The organism is Serpentinimonas sp. SSL01 (assembly GCF_056323735.1).
The window spans coordinates 1016973-1035358 of the sequence record NZ_CM150487.1 but is presented as its reverse complement, the minus strand read 5'-3'; the positions used below and the strand labels follow the sequence as shown (position 1 = coordinate 1035358).

13 protein-coding genes and 1 tRNA gene are annotated in these 18386 nt (G+C 63.3%); 8 read left to right on the top strand and 6 right to left on the bottom strand.

Features of this window, described 5'->3' with window-relative positions:
- Positions 1 to 6 precede the first annotated feature (6 nt).
- Together ACVMK0_RS04980 and ACVMK0_RS04975 are read left to right on the top strand one after the other, a co-directional pair.
- On the top strand, positions 7 to 402 hold the full coding sequence (locus ACVMK0_RS04980; RefSeq protein WP_476464511.1) for a hypothetical protein: 396 nt from the start codon (positions 7 to 9) through the stop codon (positions 400 to 402).
- A 93-nt stretch (positions 403 to 495) separates the two neighbouring features.
- Entirely contained in the window at positions 496 to 4149 is a 3654-nt protein-coding gene (locus ACVMK0_RS04975; RefSeq protein WP_476464510.1) for a tubulin-like doman-containing protein, read from the top strand.
- A gap of 46 nt (positions 4150 to 4195) precedes the next feature.
- On the opposite strand, the gene ACVMK0_RS04970 is transcribed toward ACVMK0_RS04975, so the two are convergent.
- A complete protein-coding gene (locus ACVMK0_RS04970) occupies positions 4196 to 4519 on the bottom strand; it encodes a hypothetical protein (protein ID WP_476464509.1) in 324 nt (107 codons plus the stop codon).
- A gap of 353 nt (positions 4520 to 4872) precedes the next feature.
- On the opposite strand from ACVMK0_RS04970, the gene ACVMK0_RS04965 reads away from it, so the two are divergent.
- The 3 genes from ACVMK0_RS04965 (at position 4873) to coaBC (ending at position 7374) form a co-directional block, all read left to right on the top strand.
- A complete protein-coding gene (locus ACVMK0_RS04965; RefSeq protein WP_250959924.1) occupies positions 4873 to 5268 on the top strand; it encodes a hypothetical protein in 396 nt (131 codons plus the stop codon).
- A gap of 23 nt (positions 5269 to 5291) precedes the next feature.
- On the top strand, positions 5292 to 5987 hold the full coding sequence (locus tag ACVMK0_RS04960) for a hypothetical protein (protein ID WP_476464508.1): 696 nt from the start codon (positions 5292 to 5294) through the stop codon (positions 5985 to 5987).
- 130 nt (positions 5988 to 6117) lie between these two features.
- Positions 6118 to 7374 carry a bifunctional phosphopantothenoylcysteine decarboxylase/phosphopantothenate--cysteine ligase CoaBC gene (coaBC, locus tag ACVMK0_RS04955; RefSeq protein WP_476464507.1) on the top strand — a complete coding sequence of 419 codons (1257 nt, stop codon included), beginning with the start codon at positions 6118 to 6120 and terminating at the stop codon, positions 7372 to 7374.
- Positions 7375 to 7379: 5 nt separating this feature from the next.
- On the opposite strand, the gene ACVMK0_RS04950 is transcribed toward coaBC, so the two are convergent.
- Positions 7380 to 8279, bottom strand: coding sequence for a recombination-associated protein RdgC (locus ACVMK0_RS04950; RefSeq protein ID WP_034114368.1), 900 nt, complete (start codon positions 8277 to 8279; stop codon positions 7380 to 7382).
- Positions 8280 to 8473: 194 nt separating this feature from the next.
- Between ACVMK0_RS04950 and ACVMK0_RS04945 the strand changes: the two genes are divergently transcribed.
- Positions 8474 to 8550: transfer RNA gene (locus ACVMK0_RS04945), tRNA-Arg, on the top strand.
- Between the two features lie 104 nt (positions 8551 to 8654).
- On the opposite strand, the gene ACVMK0_RS04940 is transcribed toward ACVMK0_RS04945, so the two are convergent.
- Entirely contained in the window at positions 8655 to 9509 is an 855-nt protein-coding gene (locus ACVMK0_RS04940; protein WP_476464506.1) for an NAD(P)H-binding protein, read from the bottom strand.
- Here ACVMK0_RS04940 and putA point away from each other — a divergent pair.
- Both putA and serS read left to right on the top strand, forming a co-directional pair.
- Positions 9496 to 13275: a trifunctional transcriptional regulator/proline dehydrogenase/L-glutamate gamma-semialdehyde dehydrogenase gene (putA, locus tag ACVMK0_RS04935; protein ID WP_476464505.1), complete on the top strand. Its 3780-nt coding sequence runs from the start codon at positions 9496 to 9498 to the stop codon at positions 13273 to 13275. The genes ACVMK0_RS04940 and putA overlap by 14 nt on opposite strands.
- A 125-nt stretch (positions 13276 to 13400) precedes the next feature.
- A complete protein-coding gene (serS, locus tag ACVMK0_RS04930; RefSeq protein WP_476464504.1) occupies positions 13401 to 14795 on the top strand; it encodes a serine--tRNA ligase in 1395 nt (464 codons plus the stop codon).
- A gap of 200 nt (positions 14796 to 14995) precedes the next feature.
- On the opposite strand, the gene ACVMK0_RS04925 is transcribed toward serS, so the two are convergent.
- Genes ACVMK0_RS04925 through ACVMK0_RS04915 form a run of 3 tightly spaced genes read right to left on the bottom strand, consistent with a single transcriptional unit; the run spans position 14996 to position 18329 of the window.
- Positions 14996 to 16042, bottom strand: coding sequence for a DUF3800 domain-containing protein (locus ACVMK0_RS04925; RefSeq protein ID WP_476464503.1), 1047 nt, complete (start codon positions 16040 to 16042; stop codon positions 14996 to 14998).
- A gap of 24 nt (positions 16043 to 16066) precedes the next feature.
- Entirely contained in the window at positions 16067 to 16516 is a 450-nt protein-coding gene (gene gloA, locus ACVMK0_RS04920; RefSeq protein WP_476464502.1) for a lactoylglutathione lyase, read from the bottom strand.
- 10 nt (positions 16517 to 16526) lie between these two features.
- A complete protein-coding gene (locus ACVMK0_RS04915) occupies positions 16527 to 18329 on the bottom strand; it encodes a DEAD/DEAH box helicase (protein WP_476464501.1) in 1803 nt (600 codons plus the stop codon).
- Positions 18330 to 18386 lie beyond the last annotated feature (57 nt).

Below are 18386 nucleotides of genomic sequence, written 5' to 3'. Positions count from 1 at the left end.
CCCAGCATGACCCTACCTGCCTTGCCTCCCATTGCCCCCAGCCCCGCCACCGAGCCCACGCCGGCGCTGGCTGCGCCGAGCATCCCGATCACCATCGAGGTGGAGCCTGGCATGAGCACTAACCAAATGCTCCTTACTGGCGCGGGTTTTGTCGTGGTTTTGGCCATCTGCTTTTTCCTGCAGCGCTTTTACGCCAATTATTTGGTGCGCGAGCGCAAGCTTGCACCGCGCAGTGCCAATTTTTCGGGCATGTTGATGTTCGGGTCCTTGATTTGTGTACTCATGCTTGCATTCATCGGCACCATGGCCGGCGCCTTTTTTAGGCTACCGTTTATATTGCCACTGGCTGGGGCGGCGCTGGCCTTGGGCGTTGGAAGTTTGATGCCTTTGTTCAAACGCTAAGGAGGCAGAGCTAGCGAGGGTGCAGCAGAGGAAACAACTCGATCATATTCGACGCAAACCTATACTTCCATACACCAGCAAGGGCGAGTCAAAATGAGTGAAAACAACGTGGTCGCAGGGGCGGGCAACAAAATTCAAGAAAAGTTGCTCGACAAAGTCGTTCCCACCCTGTTCATCGGTGCCGGTGGCACTGGGGCCGAGGTGCTGTGGCGCATAAGGCGCCGCATTTTGAGCCGGGTCTGGCGTGGCCAAAACGGCCCCACGCGCTTGACCAAATTGGACGAGTTTCCGTTTGCCGAGTTTTTACATATCGACCTCGATTCGAGCACCATCACCGAAAGCGGCAAATCGAGCGACGACCCGCTGGCTGCAGCCATTGCCTTCAAGCCCAGCGAGAGCTTGGTCAAAAAACTTGACCTAAGCAAATACATCGCAACCTCCGAAACGCTTGACCGCTTCCCGCACGTCAAAGAATGGTTTCCGCTCACGCCCGAGCGCGTCAGCGCCCTCAAGATCAACCCCGAGAAAGGGGCGGGGCAGATACGCTCCATTTCTACGCTGTATTTTGTCGATCGCTATCAAGAGATCAAGAGCAGCATCGCTGCTGCGTTGAGCAACTTGCGCGTCAGCGTACAAAACGAGCAGCAGCACAAAAAGCTGGGCTTGACGCTGATGGAGGGCAATTTGCGCGTGGTGGTGGTAGCCTCCACCGCCGGCGGCACCGGTTCCGGCGCAGCCATCGATTTGGGTTACTTGAGCAAGGTTTTGTTTAAGACCAGCGGCGCCACAGGGCAATCGGTGCAACTCTTTTGGATGTTGCCCACAGGCTACACGGGTGCCAACGCCACCCGCACCCAAGCCAACACCTACGCCGCCCTGATGGAGATCGAAGCGGCCATGCGCAGCGGCTCGCAACCGCTGCGCCGTTGGTCAGATTCTGAGAGTGCACCCAAAGAAGTGGGCCGGCCCTACGACGATGTGTACTTCATCGACACCGAAAACGTAGCGCACCAAAAAACCAAAGCCATAGGCGACTGCTACGAGATGCTCGCCGACGTGTTGTTCGAAGACTTTTCAACCTCGGAGTTTGCCAACAGAAAACGCTCGGTGGCCGTCAACCAAAACCAGCACAAATCACTGGGCTTCAGCCCACGTTTGAGCGCCAAATACGGCGACATGAAGCTAAGCTACAGCCGCGCTTATTCGGTATTGGGTCAGTCCATACTAGATACCCAGATCGACCAAAAACAGTCGATGCAAGTCGAGCGCTGCGTGCAGCAGATGCTGTCGGTTTTTTTTGGCGTGGCGATCGAGTCTGAGCGCGCGCAGCAGAAACTGCCCACCGACAAAGACCGCGACGATTTGCTGCACAAATACCTGCATTTAAGCAGCGCCAACTTTGGGATCGAGTATCAGTTTGCCACCAACCATGCCGAATGGAAGCAAGGTGAGCAGCAGAGGTACGCGCCCATTGTCAATGAACTATTGCGTATCGACGGCAAACTTCTCACCGATTCCACCACCCAGACCATCGGCAGCCGGTTTGACTTGGTTGTCGATCAGGTGAGCGACTACAAGCAGTGGCCAGCCAAGCTCAAGGAGCTCTTGGTGCAGGTGCGCCGCGATGCCATCAAAACCGTAGAGCCCGGCAGCGGTGTTTTTGAAGACGCGGTGCGCAACCGGCGGCGTGATTTGCTGCAAGAATACCTGCACCCTGAGCGCCCAGAAGGCCTGATCAAAGCCTTCTGGGCGCGGGTAGACGACAAAGAACGCGGCGGCTTGGATTTTACGATCGAGTTGATTCAACGCATCAAAGACCAGATCGACAACCCCCAGACCGGCTATGCGCTCATGCTCGAGCAAGCCGGCAAGCGCTTTGCCGACCTTGCCGGTTTCATCGACACCGACGAGATCGCAACCCTGCAAGACCACCTAGACCAAGCCATAAGTCAATGGTTTGGCGCCCAAGACAACGCCAGCACCAAATGGAAGCAGTTGACAGAAGCTTGCCAGCGCCGGGTCGAGTACCACCTGCGTTCAGTGGCTTGTTTTGAGGCTGCCGATTTGGTGCGCGATGTCTCGAAGCGCTTGGGTGAGCGCACCGGCACCAACGCCCAAGGGCGCGCGATCTGGAGCGGCTTCATCGGCGAGCTGGAGCGCGGGCGCTTGCAGGTGGATGCACTCATGGCTGCCTGCGTCAAGAGCATCGAGCGCACCCAAGCTGCGATGAATCAAGAGCACGCCATGTACGTGCGCCTTGATGCCGTTGCCACCGAAGGCGCAAAGTTGAGCCTTATCAACACAGACGAAGCGCGCAAATGGGCGGCTGAAGTTTTCCAAGACAGCGGTGGCACGCAAAAGCTCTTTAAAGACATAGCTGAACCCGGGGGGGAGCAAGAATTGCTCTTCAAAGTGCGTAACTATGCATTGAGCAAGCTTGCTGCAGTTCCAGGTGCGATGCCTGATGAGAACCCTTTGTTTGCTGCCTTGCGCGCCAAAAACGACGGCGGCAAAGAATTGCTCAAGCGCACTATGCAGCGCGCCATGCCGTGGGCGGCGCTCAAGCTCGATGGCTACCTAGACGAAGCCAAAGCCAAAGATCAATACAAGTGCATACTGGGCGTCCAAGGCAGCGAGGATTTCAAGCGCGATTTTTCTAGTATGCTGGGTGCTTTCATCCCCATTGAAAGCAAGATGACGGCAGAGCAAATCGGCTTTGTGGAAATCGCCGAGCCTGGGCGCTTGGTGTGCTACGTGGAGCTCAGCGGGGTGCCGCTACCGGCCTTGCGCGATCTAGATGGTTGGCACCATGCTTACAAGCAAGAGGAAGAAAAGAACCCGCTGCACACGCACAAGCATGTATTTAATTTTGTGCATGCAAGGGAGTTGAGCGAAGATTTTTTACAGGAGTTGATTTCTGACTTTAAACTCATGCTGCAAGCCTTGATGCTGCGTGTGTTGCAACGCAAATCCAGCGGCGACGATGCGGGCAACTTGATGATCAAAATAGGTGCAATGAACCTCAGCTCGGGTTCGGAGAAAATGGTGCGCCTCAATGGTTTCAGGCCTGAGCGCCGCGAAGCCATAAAGCAACAAGTCGAGGAACAACTCTCTCGGTTGTCGCGACCGGAGCAGCGAGCGTTGTATCACGAGCTTTTGTTGCATTACTATACCGATGTCTATCCAAGCCGTATCTTTCGCAATGATTCAAATGAAGATCTTGTTGAGTTACATCTCCCAACTAAAGTGTGCAAAGAGTTGCTCAACGAGAGCGAAAAATCTCTGAAGGCTTTGCCTAACTGGGGGCAGTTATCAGCCAACTCCAAGGCGGCTTTTGAGCTGTGCACGGAGGTGTTGGAGGGCTCTGAGACAGATGCTTCGCGAGCTGAAGTCGGCTCGGATGGCATTGATCTCAAGCCCAAGCGGGCACTCAAGGTCGAAGTCTTCAATGGCGATTGGGCCCTGCCCAGCATCGCCGCAGCGCCTGCGCCCCTAGCTGCTGCTCAGACGGTTCTCGCTGCCGCAGCGCCCATGATGGCTGCGCCGGCATCCAATGATGCCGCAGTGTCCGCAGCCAGCGCAATCTCTGCGCCATCGGTTTATACGCCCGAGCAAGTGGCGCAACTCTTGGGTGTGTCGCTGGCTGATGTGCTGGCTGAACTGGAGTCGGGCAACTTGAAAGGCAAGAAAATCGGTCCCCAGTGGCGCATTTCGCAAAAAAATGTGGAGGCTTTCCTAGATGATTGACCCCGGTGGCCATCCTTTGCCCTCCAGCACCCTACCAGCATGAGTTCTACTGATTCTGCACCTGTGTGCCCGCAAGGGCACGAGCTTCAAGGCAAGGTTCGCTTTTGCCCCTATTGTGGGGTAGGCGCGGTGCTGGCTGCGTCTGCGACTGCCGCTGCGTCCGTACCTGCCGCTGAAGCACAGAATCAGGAAGCACCGCCGCCACCGCCGCCGCCGCCGCCGCCGCCGCCGCCGTCACCGTCACCGTCACCGTCACCGTCACCGTCACCGCCACCGCCACCGCCACCGTCACGGTCACCGCCACCGCCACGGTCACCGCCACCGCCACCGCCACCGCCACCGCCACCGCCACCGCGGCCGCCTGCTGCATCCAAGTCTATTGTCTTGATGTTTTTGGCTTTCTTTGCGCTTGCGCTTGGTGGGGGGTTCTTTTGGGTGGTATCAACCGCACCAGACCCCGGTGAGCAAACGGTTGCAGTGCCTGCAGCTTCTGCTCCTGTGGCGCAGTCGGCACCTCCCGCGCAGCCCGCAGCACCCGCGCAGCCCTCGGTTGCAGCGCGCAGTCCCGCTCCGGTGATCATCGAGGAGCGGGAAGAGCCATTGCCAGCGGCGCCCGTAGTGCTTGCCCCGGTACCCGTTCAAGCTCCACCGCCTGCGCCCATCCCACCTGCGCCCGAGCGCGCAGCCCCACCGCCTGCGCCTAGGCCTCCAGCGCCTGCGCCGGTGCCCGCTCCAGCTGCCGCACCCGCACCCGATCCGGCTGCGTGCCGTGTGGTGCTGCAGCGCATCGAGTCCGATCTGGCCAGCAGCCCGCCCAACTTTTCCCAGGCCCGGCGTTCATTGCGTGCAGCGCTCGAGCACTCGGATGCGTGCTTCAACCAAGCGCAAAAGCTCATCGACGACGCTGAGCAGCGCAACGAGCAGCAGCGTGCCCAGGCTGCGTGTCGCAGCGCCTTGCAACAGGCCGAAAACTTGTTGCGCAACAGCCAGTATTTGGCTGCCATCGACGCTGGCGAGCGCGCGCAAGCGCAAGGTTGCCGCGATGCCGCCGCATTTTTGCGCCGTGCCAACCTTGCGTACGATGAAGCCCGTCGCACGGCTGGACCTATTTGGAACTAAATTTTTTTCAGGAGTAATTCATCATGTCCAGATCCACCTTGGCTTTGGCTGCCGCAGCAGCTGCCGCCGCTCTGCTGCTTTCAGGCTGCGCCACCCTGCCCGGCACGGCCGAACAGGGCGGCGGCGAGCGCCAAGTTTCGACCGGCCAATGCGTTGTTGCAGCCGGAGTGGCCGCGCTGGCTTGCGCCGTGAGCGCCAACCGCGACCAAGCCATTCGTGCTGCTTTGTGTGGCGCGGCGGCGTTCACCATCTGCGAAATTGCAGCCTCGTTCACCTCGGCCCGCACCCAAACTGCCGAGCAAGTGCGCGAGCAGCACCTGCGCACCAACCGGCAGCTGCCGCCTCGGGCTATGGTGACCGAATTCACTCACGCCATCGACCCGCAGCGTGTGCAAGCAGGGCAACAGGTTCGGCTGACCTCGGCCGTGGTCGTGGTGCCGGGGCGCGACAACGCGCCGGTGTCGATCAGCGAGCGTGTCGAGGTGCGCGACAGCGCCGGCAACCGCTGGGGCGAGCCGTTTGAGCGCGTGCACAGCGCCAGCGATGCCGGCGGCTTTAGCTCCGAGATGTCTTTTGGCATTTCTAACCGCTTCCAGCAAGGCCAGTACAGCATCCGCCGCACGCTGTTGCTCAACGGCGAGCCAGTGCGCCAAGCTGACAGCCGCTTTCAGGTGGTGCAAACCGACGACGGCTTGCGCTTTGCCCTGTTGGATCAATAATCCGCTCAACCTTGCCTAGACCAGCGCTTCTGCTTGCCACCCGGGCAGACGGCGCAGCGCGGGTGCCGGCTTGAACGGGCTGAAGGTCGTTGGTGGCTCGCAGGAAGCGCACTCGGTTACATTCATGACCATGAACGACCTAGCTGGCAAACACATCGTCTTGGGGCTCTCGGGCGGCATTGCCTGCTACAAGGCGGCCGAGCTGTGCCGGCTGCTGGTCAAAGACGGCGCCACGGTGCAGGTGGTGATGACCGATGCCGCCTGCCAGTTCATCACCCCGACCACGCTGCAAGCGCTCAGCAACCGCCCGGTTTACAGCAGCCAGTGGGATGCGCGCGAGCCCAACCAGATGCCGCACATCAACCTCGGGCGCGCGGCCGACGCCATTTTGATCGCCCCCGCCAGCGCCGATTTGCTGGCCAAGCTGGCGCAGGGCCGCGCCGACGACCTGCTGACGCTGCTGTGCTTGGCGCGGCCGGCCGAGCGCGTGCCCTTGCTGCTGGCCCCGGCCATGAACCGCGAGATGTGGGCGCACCCGGCCACGCAGCGCAACTTGGCGCAACTGCGCGCCGACGGCGCCCACGTGTGGCCGGTGGGGCAGGGCGAGCAAGCCTGCGGCGAGAGCGGCGATGGCCGCATGCTCGAGCCCGAGCAACTGCTGGTGCTGCTGCAAGCGCAGTTTCAGCCCCAGTGCCTGGCCGGGCAGCGGGTGCTGGTCACCGCCGGCCCCACCTTCGAGGCCATCGACCCGGTGCGCGGCATCACCAACCATTCGTCGGGCAAGATGGGTTTTGCCATCGCCCGGGCCGCCCGCGAAGCCGGGGCCGAGGTGCGGCTGGTGGCCGGGCCGGTGCATTTGCCCACGCCGCTGGGCGTGCGCCGCTGCGACGTGCAGTCGGCGCTGCAAATGCAGGCCGCGGTGCAGGCCGAGCTGGATTGGGCCAGCGTGTTCGTGGCTGCCGCCGCCGTGGCCGATTGGCGGCCCGCGCACAGCGCCGAGCAAAAAATCAAGAAAGACGGCAGCGGCCAGCCACCCAGCCTAGCGTTTGTAGAAAACCCCGACATCCTGGCCCAAGCAGCAGCCAGCCCGCGCGCCCGGGCCGGGCAACTGTACTGCGTCGGCTTTGCCGCCGAAAGCCACGACCTGCACACCCACGCCGAGGCCAAACGGCGGCGCAAGGGCGTGCCGCTGCTGGTGGGCAACATCGGCCCAGCCACCTTTGGCCGCGACGACAACGCCCTGCTGCTGCTCGACGAGCAAGGCAGCCAAGCCCTGCCCGCTGGCCCGAAGCTGCAGCTGGCGCGCACCCTAGTGGCCGAAATCGCACGGCGCTTAGGGCGGGATGAACATCAGGCCGGGCACGAGGAGCCAGGCACCCAAGCTTGATCAGATCAAGCCTGCAAGCCCCCTAGGGCCTGGGTGAGGTCGCCGATCAGGGCGCTGAGTTCGGCGGTGGCGATGGTGGCGTCGGCGTCGAAGCCGCCTTCTTCTTCGGCTTGGCCGTGCTCGGCAAAAACGCCGTCTAGGAATTCGATCTTGCTCAGGCTGCCGCTCTCGGCCAGCACGAAGCGCACCCGTCCCTCCCAATCCAGCGCCAGCTTGGTGGGCAGCTTGCCTTGGCCGATGTGCAGGCGCATCTGCTCGTCGTCGAGCGGGTGGCGGGTGAACTTGACGGCGGCCTTTTGCTCGTCGGCCGCCTTGAGCTCCACCTCCTGCCCGGGGGCAAACTGGGGCGGCCAGTCGTCGGCGCCGCCGCTCAGCCAGTTGGTCATTGCCACTTGGGGCGACAGCTGGGTGTTCCAAGGCTTGGGCTGCAAGCCCGTAAACGATTTGAGCAGCGTGCTGATGGCCTCGTCGCAGCGCGCGTTGCTGCTGCTGTCTAGGGCCAACCGGCCGTTTACCGGGTCGATCCACAGCATGACGTTGCGGCTCTGGGCAAAAGCCATGGGCAACAGTTGCTGCACGATCTCGTCGCGCAGCTGGCGCTGCTCGCGCCGCCCCGGCTGGCGTCCTTCGCGGGCCTCGATCTGCTGCAGCCGCTCGTCGAGGTGGCGCTGCACCACTGCGCCGGGCACGCGCTTGCTCTCGCTTTGCAGCCGCAGCAGGCGCTGGCCATTGATTAGTTCCACCAGCGCCCCATGCTCTTTGCCGCGCGGCGGCACCCAGCCGATCGAGTGCTCTTGGCTGGCCAAGCAGGGCACAAAAGGCGCAGCGGACAGCGCTTGCTCCATGGTCTCGAGCGGGGGCAGCGTTTGCGGGTCGAGAAGGTAGAGGGTGAGTTGTTTGAACACGGTGCGCGGCAGATGTACGAATTTTGGATTAAAATGCTAACAATGATTTTGCAAGCTCTGCTGCATTTTAGTACAAGCCCACAGCGTTCGGTCAGCCCGCCTTGGCTGCGGCCCACGAGAGCCCAAGGAAGAGATTTTTTCTGCCTCGCGCACAAAACCGGCCCGAAGTTGGCATAGAATTCGGGCTTCAGCAAGCGGCTGTAGCTCAGTTGGATAGAGTACTTGGCTACGAACCAAGGGGTCGTGGGTTCGAATCCTGCCAGCCGCACCAAAACATGAAACCTCACTCTGGAAACAGGGTGGGGTTTTTCAGTTTTTGGCCCCTGCTGCATCACACTGCGACAAAGCGCGTGTTCTTTAGGCTGGTCAAACCCGTCAACGCCCCACCATATCCCCCGAAGTCAGAACGTGTGCACCCTTTGCAGTGAGCACTGATCGCAGCAACGCACGGGCGACGTCTTTCCCATGAATGGGCCGGTACGCGCCGGGTATCAAAGGTGCGATGAGTCGCGCCATAGGAATGGCCACGGATTCCGCCAACCGTGGCGGTTGCCCCAGGTGTGCCCGGCTGTCGAGCAGCAAGGATGGGCGAGCAATGACCAGCGCCTCCAGTTCCAGCGACTTGAGCGCCTCTTCAAGCTCCCCCTTGACCCGGTTGTAAAAGACGGACGACTGGGCGTTGGCGCCGGCAGCGCTGACCAGGCCGATGCGGCGGGCACCCGCCCGCACAGCCGCCATGGCCACCGCCAGATTCGCCTGCAGATCGACCGCACGAAATGCCTCACGGCTGCCCGCCACCTTGAGGGTGGTGCCCAGTGCCAGATAGGCTTCGTCGATCGGGGGCAGTTCGGGGAGTGCAGCGAAATCGACCCGATGGCAGTGGAGCCTGGGATGCGAGACCTTCAACGGGCGTCGAACCAGGGCATGGACTTCTGCAACGCTATCCTCAGCCAGTAGCATATCCAGCAAATAACCGCCAATCAGGCCGGTGGCGCCTGCGAGCGCGACTTTTCTGCGTATGAATGCCGTGGCCATGACCTGCCTTACCAGTGTTTCCCAGACGTCCTGAGGGTTGGAGGGTAATCGATTTTTGTCTACGAGGTTGGGCATCAGCACCTGACCCGCCCCCTTTTGACCACACCAGCCGTTCTGGGCAGAATAGCCAGACTCAGGGATCAGAGAGGTGACCTGCTCCCCGTAAAAAAAGCGGCCCAACATGAATACTTCCATTCGCAACCCAGACCCCTTGAGCCAACCGCTGGCGTGCGGTGCGCAGTTCAGCGCCAGCGCAGCGCCCGGAGAGCGCAGCCCCCTGCGCGAGGCCATCGACCGGGCCCACCGCTTGCCCGAAGCCGAAGCGATGGCTCCCTTGATGGCGGCTGTGCAGCTTGACGCCGATCAGGCGCTGCGCACCCACGCGCTGGCGCGCCGACTGGTCACCGGTCTGCGCGAAGGAGCGGCCCGGGGTGGCCGCGCCGGTCGCGTGCAAAGCCTGATGCAAGCATATGCCTTGTCGAGCGATGAAGGCGTGGCCCTGATGTGCCTGGCAGAAGCGCTGCTGCGCATACCCGATGCCGCCACGCGCAGCGCGCTCATTTGCGACAAGATGGGCCATGGCGACTGGCACCTGCATTTGGGCCGCAGCGACTCGTTGTTCGTCAACGCCGCTTCATGGGGCCTTGTGCTCACCGGTAAGTGGGTCGCCACACACAGCGAAGGCCAGTTGCTGGGCGCGCTCAGGCGCTTGGTCGTCAAGAGCGGTGAGCCTTTGATCCGCCAGGCTGTGCAGCTGGCCATGCAGATGCTGGGTGAGCAGTTCGTTATCGGCGAAACGATCGACCAAGCGCTGCACCGTGCACGCAGCATGGAGGCCAAGGGCTTTCGCTATTCCTACGACATGCTGGGTGAGGCGGCCCTGACGGCCGACGACGCGCAGCGCTATTTTCAGTCGTACCTGCACGCCATTCACGCCATTGGTCGGGCATCCAATGGGCAAAGGGTGCAAGGGGTACTAAATTCACCCGGCATTTCGATCAAGCTCTCGGCCCTGCACCCCCGCTACAGCCGTGCCCAGCGGGCGCGGGTGATGGCAGAGCTGCTGCCGCGTGTGCTGCAACTGGCCGAACTGGCGTGCCGTTACGACCTGGGCCTGAACATCGATGCCGAAGAAGCCGATCGGCTCGACCTGTCGCTCGATCTGCTCGAGGCACTCTGCCTAGCGCCCAGCCTGAGGGGCTGGCAGGGCATGGGTTTCGTGATCCAGGCCTACCAAAAGCGCTGCCCTTTGGTCATCGACTTTTTGGTCGATCTGGCGCGGCGCACAGCGCATCGCCTGATGGTGCGCTTGGTCAAAGGCGCCTACTGGGACAGTGAGGTCAAGCGCGCCCAAGTGGAGGGCCAGAGCGATTACCCGGTTTACACCCGCAAGCACCACACCGACGTGGCTTACCTAGCCTGCGCGCGCAAACTGTTGGCGGCCCCCGATGCGGTGTACCCGCAATTTGCCACCCACAACGCGCACACTTTGGCCGCCATCGTGCACTTGGCCCAAGCCCAGCTCGGTGATTACGCAGCGGGTCAGTACGAGTTTCAGTGCCTGCACGGGATGGGGGAGCCGCTGTACCAGCAGGTGGTTGGGGCGGCCAAGCTGGATCGGCCTTGTCGCATCTACGCCCCTGTCGGCACGCACGAAACCCTCCTGGCCTACCTGGTGCGCCGACTGCTCGAGAACGGCGCCAACAGCTCCTTTGTCCACCGCATGGCCGACCCGAAGGTGTCCATCGACGATCTGGTGCAGGATCCGGTTGCGCGCATGAAGCAGGACGCTTTGAGTGAAGGCCGATGCCCCGGCGAGCCGCATCCGCAGCTGCCCTTGCCCGGTGCCCTGTATGGCACGGTGCGCCTCAACTCGATTGGCACCGACTTGGCCGATGAACCCACCCTGCGCTTGCTCACCCAGCAAATGCAGCAGCATGTGGGCCCATTCAGGGTAGGCCCCATGCTGGCCGTGCCAGCCAAAGGGGCGGCGATGCATACCCTGCACAATCCGGCCGACCACGCGGACCTGCTGGGCACCGTGCAGTACGCCAGCGCCGCCGATGTCGACGCGGCTTTGCAGGCTGCGCAGGCACAAGCGCCGCTGTGGTCTGCTGTGCCTGCGGCACAGCGTGCCGAAACGCTGGAGCAAGCCGCGCAGCTGCTGCAAGCCCACGCCCCGCACTGCATGTCCCTGCTGGTGCGCGAAGCAGGCAAAACCTGGAGCCACGCCGCAGCCGAGGTGCGCGAAGCGGTGGATTTTCTGCGCTACTACGCCGCTCAGGTGCGCCGCGACTTTGACCACCGCACCCACCAGGCCCTGGGCCCGGTGGTGTGCATCAGCCCCTGGAACTTTCCCTTGGCCATCTTCGTAGGCCAAGTGGCCGCAGCGTTGGCGGCCGGCAATGTGGTGCTGGCCAAACCGGCTGAAAGCACCCCCGCCATCGGCGCCTTGGCCGTCGAAATGCTTTGGCAGGCGGGGATTCCGCGGGCGGCATTGCAGTTGTTGCCCGGACGCGGCTCAGAAGTCGGCATGCAACTGGTTCAGGACGCCCGTGTTCAAGGCGTGCTGTTCACCGGCTCCACCCAAACCGCACGCGTGTTGAACGCAACGTTGGCGCTGCGCCTGAACGCGCACGGGCAAGCCGTGCCGCTGATCGCCGAAACCGGAGGCCAGAACTGCATGATCGTCGATTCATCGGCCTTGCTGGAGCAGGTGGTGCAAGATGCGCTGGCCAGCGCTTTTGAGGCTGCGGGCCAACGCTGCTCGGCCTTGCGCGTGCTGTGTGTGCAAGACGAGGTGGCCGAGCGGCTGATGGCCATGCTCAAAGGGGCCATGGCCGAAATTCGCCTGGGGCCACCAGCGCAGCTGCACACCGACATGGGCCCGGTGATCGACGCCCGGGCACGCGACGGCATCGAGGCGCACGTGGCCCAGATGCAGGCCAAAGGGCACCGCGTGCACCGCATTTTGCATCCCTCGAGCGATACCCCGATCGGCACCTGGGTGCCGCCCACGCTGATCGAGATCAACCGCTTGATCGATCTCGAGCACGAAGTGTTTGGGCCCGTGCTGCATGTGCTGCGCTATGCCCGGACAGACTTGCAGCAGTTGCTCCAGGCCATCAACGCCACGGGCTATGCCCTGACTTTGGGCGTGCATTCGCGCATTCAGGAGACCATTGAACTGGTGCAGGGCTTGAGCCACGCGGGCAACGTGTATGTGAACCGCAACATGGTCGGGGCCGTGGTGGGGGTGCAGCCGTTCGGCGGCGAAGGGTTATCGGGCACAGGCCCGAAGGCCGGCGGGCCGCTGTATCTGCTGCGCCTGCTAGCGCGCAGCCCGGAAGACGCCGCCTTGCGCAGCGTGCAGAGCAGCGGCGCTGTTCTGGCAAGGCCTCAGGCCGCTCCTGCGTTGCAGAGCCTGCGCGACTGGGCGCTGGCCCAAGGCCGATTGACCCTAGCGCACGCCTGCGACCGATTTGCGGCACACAATCCCGCCGGCATGGAGGCGGTGCTAAACGGCCCCACCGGCGAACGCAATCTCTACCGCGTGCAGGCTCGCGGGCGTGTGCTGTGCCTCACGGGCCAGCAGCCACAGGCAGACGAGGATCGGTTGACGCAGCTGGCAGCGGTTTTGGCGGTGGGCAGTCGGGCTGTGTGGGCCGAATCGGGGCACAGTTTAAAAGCCGCATTGCCGGAAGCGGTGCAAAGATGCATCGACCTCTCGCCAGACCCGCTCAACGAAGCGGTGGAAGCGGCCCTGATCCATGCGGATGAGCCCAGCTGCCTGCAGGCTGCCGCCGACCTAGCGCGCCGGCAGGGTCCGATCGTGACGCTGACGGTCATGCGCCCAGGCGATCCACACGTGCCCTTGATGCCCCTGCTGACTGAGCGCAGCATCAGCACCAACACCGCCGCCGCCGGAGGCAATGCCAGCCTGATGAATTTGCAAGGATGATTGGGCTGGGGCACACGGGCACGGGCACACGGGCACGCCGCCAAGGTACTCAGCGAGAGTGCTTGCACGTAAAGGGCTGCACATTAGGGGCTGCACGGGCAGCTGCACCTAAAATCAAGGCCACCATGATAGACCTTACCCACCTGCGCAAAGACCTCGACGCCGTCGTTGCCCGCTTGCAAACCCGCAAAAACCCGCAACCCTTCCTCGATGTAGAGGCCTTTGGCGCGCTCGAGCATGAGCGCAAAGCCTTGCAGGTGCAGACCGAAGATCTGCAGGCGCAGCGCAACAGCCGCTCCAAACAGATCGGCGTGCTCAAGGGCCAGGGCCAGCACGCCGAGGCCGAGGCGGCAATGGCCGAAGTGGCCCAGATCAAGGCAGCGCTGGAGCGCTCGGCCGCGCGGCTGGAGCAGATTCAGTCCGAGTTGCAAGACATGCTGCTGGCGCTGCCCAACTTGCCGCAGCCCGAGGTGCCGCTGGGCGCCGACGAAAGCGCCAACGTGGAGCTGCGCCGCTGGGCTCCGCCGCGCTCAGGTGGGCCGGCCGCGCCAGGGCAGGGCGTGACCGCAGTGGCTGGGGATGCGGCGGCTGGTGATGCGGGCGGCTACGGCGCCAACCCCAGACCGTTGGGTTTCGCGCCGCGCGACCATGTCGAACTGGGCGAGCCTTTGGGGCTCGATTTCGAGGCCGCCGCCAAGCTCAGCGGCTCGCGTTTTGTGGTGCTCAAGGGGCGGCTGGCGCGGCTGCACCGGGCGCTGGCGCAGTTCATGCTCGACGTGCAGACCGAGCGCCACGGCTACACCGAGTGCTACACGCCCTACGTGGTCAACGCCGCCACGCTGCACGGCACCGGCCAGTTGCCCAAGTTCGAGGCCGACCTCTTTGCCGTCAAAAAAGGTGGGGTCGAGGGCGAGGACGAAGGCGCGCTCTACCTCATCCCCACGAGCGAGGTCACGCTCACCAACCTGGTGCGCGAGCGCATCGTGCCCGAGGCAGAGTTGCCGCTCAAATACACCGCCCACACCCCGTGTTTCCGCTCCGAAGCCGGCAGCGCCGGGCGCGACACGCGCGGCCTGATCCGCCAACACCAGTTCGACAAAGTGGAGATGGTGCAGATCGTGCACCCCGAGCGCAGCCCAGAGGCGCTGCACGAAATGACGCAGCACGCCGAAACCATCTTGCAACTGCTCGAGCTGCCCTACCGCGTGGTGCTGCTGTGCAGCGGCGACATGGGTTTTGGCGCAGCGCGCACGCACGACCTCGAAGTCTGGCTGCCGGCGCAAGCCACCTACCGCGAAATCAGCTCGGTGAGCAACTGCGAAGCCTTCCAAGCCCGGCGCCTGCAAGCGCGCTTCAAAAACGCTCAAGGCAAAAACGAGTGGCTGCACACCCTCAACGGCTCCGGTCTGGCGGTGGGCCGCACGCTGGTGGCGGTGCTCGAAAACCACCAACGCGCCGACGGCCGCATCGGCATCCCGGCGGCACTGCGGCCCTACCTGGGCGGGGCCGACACGCTTTGAGCGCCTGCCCGGGCGCGGCGGCGCGGGGCGGTTTTGGACGCCGAAACGTAAGTGTGAACTTGCATCTTTTCTGAACAGTAAATATTGCTATTTTTTATAAAATTCGATAAAGTGCAGAAATTCACTGTGCAGTTTGACGCGATGTACCAATGGGGTAAGCTGCACGACTTCAGCTTGACTGGAATGCTGTCGCCTGCGAGCTACCAGTGAAAATTGGAGGCGAAGTAATCGATGACCTGACCAGCTTGCGTACCTTGCCGGAACAGTTTCTGTTCTGCGAAGTCGATCGACGGCACCATGTGGATGAATTGATCCTCTGCATAGAGTGACATCACCTCCTTAGGGTCCAGCAACGGTGTGCGGAGGCACGTCAGGCCGTTCGCTGCCTCGATGGCGGCCCCAATCATGACGTCGGCAACCTGCACTGCGGGATTGGCCTTGGAGTCGACCTGTGTGACCGAGGAAAGCTTCAGAGGGAATTTGATGCTCGTGATCTGGGTAAGCTTGAACTCGACCTCTTGCTCGTGGTAGATGTAGCGCTGGAGCAAGGCGTGGTAGGTCAGCAGGTTCTTGGACTGGTCGTGCTCGACGCGGTATGCCCCATTCGCCATGACTTCCATTCGGCTGATCAGCGACTGCAGTACCACCATCGCCACATCTGTTGTAACTCCGGGAGTGGCGATGGCCGACAGGCATTCCGGGGATGCCTGTGCCAGCGGCCCCAAGGCTTCGGGCAGCTCGCGCAACTTGAGACGCCTAGCCGCCAACACTAGTTCGTGCAGAGCGTCCTGGGATTTCTCCTTGACTGCGCGCTGGAAGGCTGCCAACAAGGCATCGAATGCCTCTTTGCCCAGCAGGGTCGGTCCGACGGTGTAGAGCAGCGATGCCAGCAAGTAGTTCTGGCCGTCCTCGTAGAAGTCGAGCCCGCGTTCGTTGTAGAAGGGCTCGACGGCGTAGTCTAAGAACATCAGCAACAACAGGTAGCGCTTGTTGCAGACGTAGGTCACGCACTTGTGCTGGGCCAGCACGACGCGCTGCATCTCTAGGAGCGGTCGGCGATAGGCGGGCCGACGCGCTAGCGAATGGTACTTGAGTTCAGGTGCCTGTAGCTTGGGAAAATGCTCACGGATCAGGCGCACGGCTTCCTCATTGCTGATCGCGATGGCCGTTGCCCCTTGAAAGCGCTGTTCCGGGTTCAGCAAATCGAAGCCCGTGTAGCCACTCTCGTCGATACGAAAGCATTCCATTCAGATTCTTGCGTTGCCTATCTGCTACGCGCTGCGCAGCGGATCGGTGTTTTTAGCGTCCGAATGGCGTCCGTCAGAATAAAGTACTGATTTGGTTTGTATCAACTCGATTTTGTAGCCGTCGGGGTCGGTCACGAAGGCGATCACGGTGCTGCCGCCCAGTACCGGGCCGGCTTCGCGCGTGATGCGGCCGCCGGCGGCTTTGATGCGTTCGCAGGCCGCGTAGGCGTCGGGCACGCCGATGGCGATGTGGCCGTAGGCGCTGCCGTGCTCGTACTGCGTCACGCCCCAGTTGTAGGTGAGCTCGATTTCGGCTTGGCCGGGGTTGCCGCCCTCAAAGCCTAGAAACGCCAGCGAGTAGCGGTGCTCGGGGTTTTCGGAGCGGCGCAGCAGCGCCATGCCCAGCACTTGGGTGTAAAAGGCGATCGAGCGCTCCAGATCGCCGACGCGCAGCATGGTGTGCAAAATGCGCATCCTTCACTCCTTATTTGATGCGGCCAAAACGGGTGCGCAGCGGGTCGATGCCGCCTTGGCCGCCACCCCCTCCACCCCCACCGCCGCCGCTGCGTGAGCGGTTGCCGCCACCTCCGCCGCGCTGGCCCAGAGCGTCGATACCGGTGCGCAGCGGGTCGGGCTGGCGCGCCGGGCCGCCGGGGCCGGCTGCACCCGCGCTGCCGGCTCCGCGGCTGCGCGCCGGGCCTTGGCCTGCGCCTTGGCGTGGCCCGCTACCGGGGGCTTGGCTGCGCGGGCCGGAGGGGCCGAAGCCTCCGCCGCCATTTGGGCGCGGGTTGCGGCGCCGCCCGGCGGCGTTGGCCGGCCGCGCCGGGGCCAAGGGGTCGGCGTGGCGCGGTGGTGGGGCGTCGTCATCGTAGTCGTCGTCGCGGACCACGGGCGCGGCCGCTGCGCGCTGCGGTGCGGGCCGCGCCGGGTGGGCGCCGGCGCGCGGATGCGCGGGCTTGGCATTGCGTCCGCCGCCTTTGCTGTCGCGCACGCGGTCGGTCATTTCTTTGCGCGCCGCGCGGCCGGCGGCGGCCATCACTTCGCGGCCGGGCGGTTTGCCGGCCCCACCCCACAGGGTTTGGCGCCCCATGGCGATGGGTTCGGCTTTTTCGTCGGCTTCGGGCATGAACTCGGGGAAGGCCTGCACCGCGATCTGCTGCTTGGTGAACTTCTCGATCGCCATCATGAAGCCTTCTTCGTCCAGGCTCACCAGGCTCACGGCAGCGCCCTCGGCACCGGCGCGCCCGGTGCGGCCGATGCGGTGCACGTAGTCTTCGCACACATTGGGGATGTCGTAGTTGACCACGTGCGGCAAGTCGTCGATGTCGATGCCGCGCGCCGCGATGTCGGTGGCCACCAGGGCGCGGATGCTGCCGCTCTTGAAGTCGGCCAGCGCCTGGGTGCGCGCGCTCTGGCTCTTGTTGCCGTGCAGCGCCATGGCGCCGATGCCGTGGGCATTGAGGTAGTCGGCCACGTTGTTGGCGCCAAACTTGGTGCGTGTGAACACCAGCACTTGGCTCCAGTCGTGCTCTTTGATGATGTGCGCCAGCAACGCCTTCTTTTTGCCGCGCCCCACCGGGTGGATGGTCTGGACGATGCGCTGCACCGTGGTGTTGGGCGGCGTGACCTGAATGTGCTGGGGGTTGCGCAGCAAGCCGTTGGCCAGTTCGCGGATCTCGTCGCTGAAGGTGGCCGAAAACAGCAGGCTCTGCTTGGCCGCTGGCAGCAGGCGCAGGATTTTTTTCACATCGTGGATGAAGCCCATGTCGAGCATGCGGTCGGCTTCGTCGAGCACCAGGATTTCCACTTTGGACAGATCCAAGCGCCCCTGATCCACCAGATCGAGCAGCCGCCCCGGGGTGGCGACCAGCACATCGACACCGCGGGCCAGCTTGTCGATCTGCGGGTTCATGCCGACGCCGCCAAAAATCACGGTCGATTTCAGGTGCAGGTGCTTGCCATAGACGCGCACCGATTCTTCCACCTGCGCCGCGAGCTCGCGCGTGGGGGTGAGCACCAGGGCGCGGATGGGGCGCGACTGGCCGCGCTTGGGGGCGTCGTGGGCCGCTTGGCCTTCGCTGCCCTTGGCGCCGCCGTGCAGGCGCTGCAGCAGTGGCAGCGTGAAGGCGGCGGTTTTGCCGGTGCCGGTCTGGGCGCCGGCGAGCAAATCGTGGCCGGCCAGCACCAGCGGTATGGCTTGCGCCTGCACCGGAGTGGGTTGGGTGTAGCCTTGCTCGCGCACGGCGTCCAGCAGTGCCGGGACCAAGTTCAGTTCATCAAAAGTCATGGGTCTAGTTGGCGCCCATAGGCGGGCGCATCGGGGGTATCGGCCACTCCCTGCGCC

Coding starts and splice junctions, on each gene's coding strand:
- ACVMK0_RS04980 (WP_476464511.1), top strand. CDS start 7: ATGACCCTACCTGCCTTGCCTCCCATTGCCCCCAGCCCCGCCACCGAG.
- ACVMK0_RS04975 (WP_476464510.1), top strand. CDS start 496: ATGAGTGAAAACAACGTGGTCGCAGGGGCGGGCAACAAAATTCAAGAA.
- ACVMK0_RS04970 (WP_476464509.1), bottom strand. CDS start 4,519: ATGCAGCAGGCGGCCGCGGTGGCGGTGGCGGTGGCGGTGGCGGTGGCG.
- ACVMK0_RS04960 (WP_476464508.1), top strand. CDS start 5,292: ATGTCCAGATCCACCTTGGCTTTGGCTGCCGCAGCAGCTGCCGCCGCT.
- coaBC (WP_476464507.1), top strand. CDS start 6,118: ATGAACGACCTAGCTGGCAAACACATCGTCTTGGGGCTCTCGGGCGGC.
- putA (WP_476464505.1), top strand. CDS start 9,496: ATGAATACTTCCATTCGCAACCCAGACCCCTTGAGCCAACCGCTGGCG.
- ACVMK0_RS04940 (WP_476464506.1), bottom strand. CDS start 9,509: ATGGAAGTATTCATGTTGGGCCGCTTTTTTTACGGGGAGCAGGTCACC.
- serS (WP_476464504.1), top strand. CDS start 13,401: ATGATAGACCTTACCCACCTGCGCAAAGACCTCGACGCCGTCGTTGCC.
- ACVMK0_RS04925 (WP_476464503.1), bottom strand. CDS start 16,042: ATGGAATGCTTTCGTATCGACGAGAGTGGCTACACGGGCTTCGATTTG.
- gloA (WP_476464502.1), bottom strand. CDS start 16,516: ATGCGCATTTTGCACACCATGCTGCGCGTCGGCGATCTGGAGCGCTCG.
- ACVMK0_RS04915 (WP_476464501.1), bottom strand. CDS start 18,329: ATGACTTTTGATGAACTGAACTTGGTCCCGGCACTGCTGGACGCCGTG.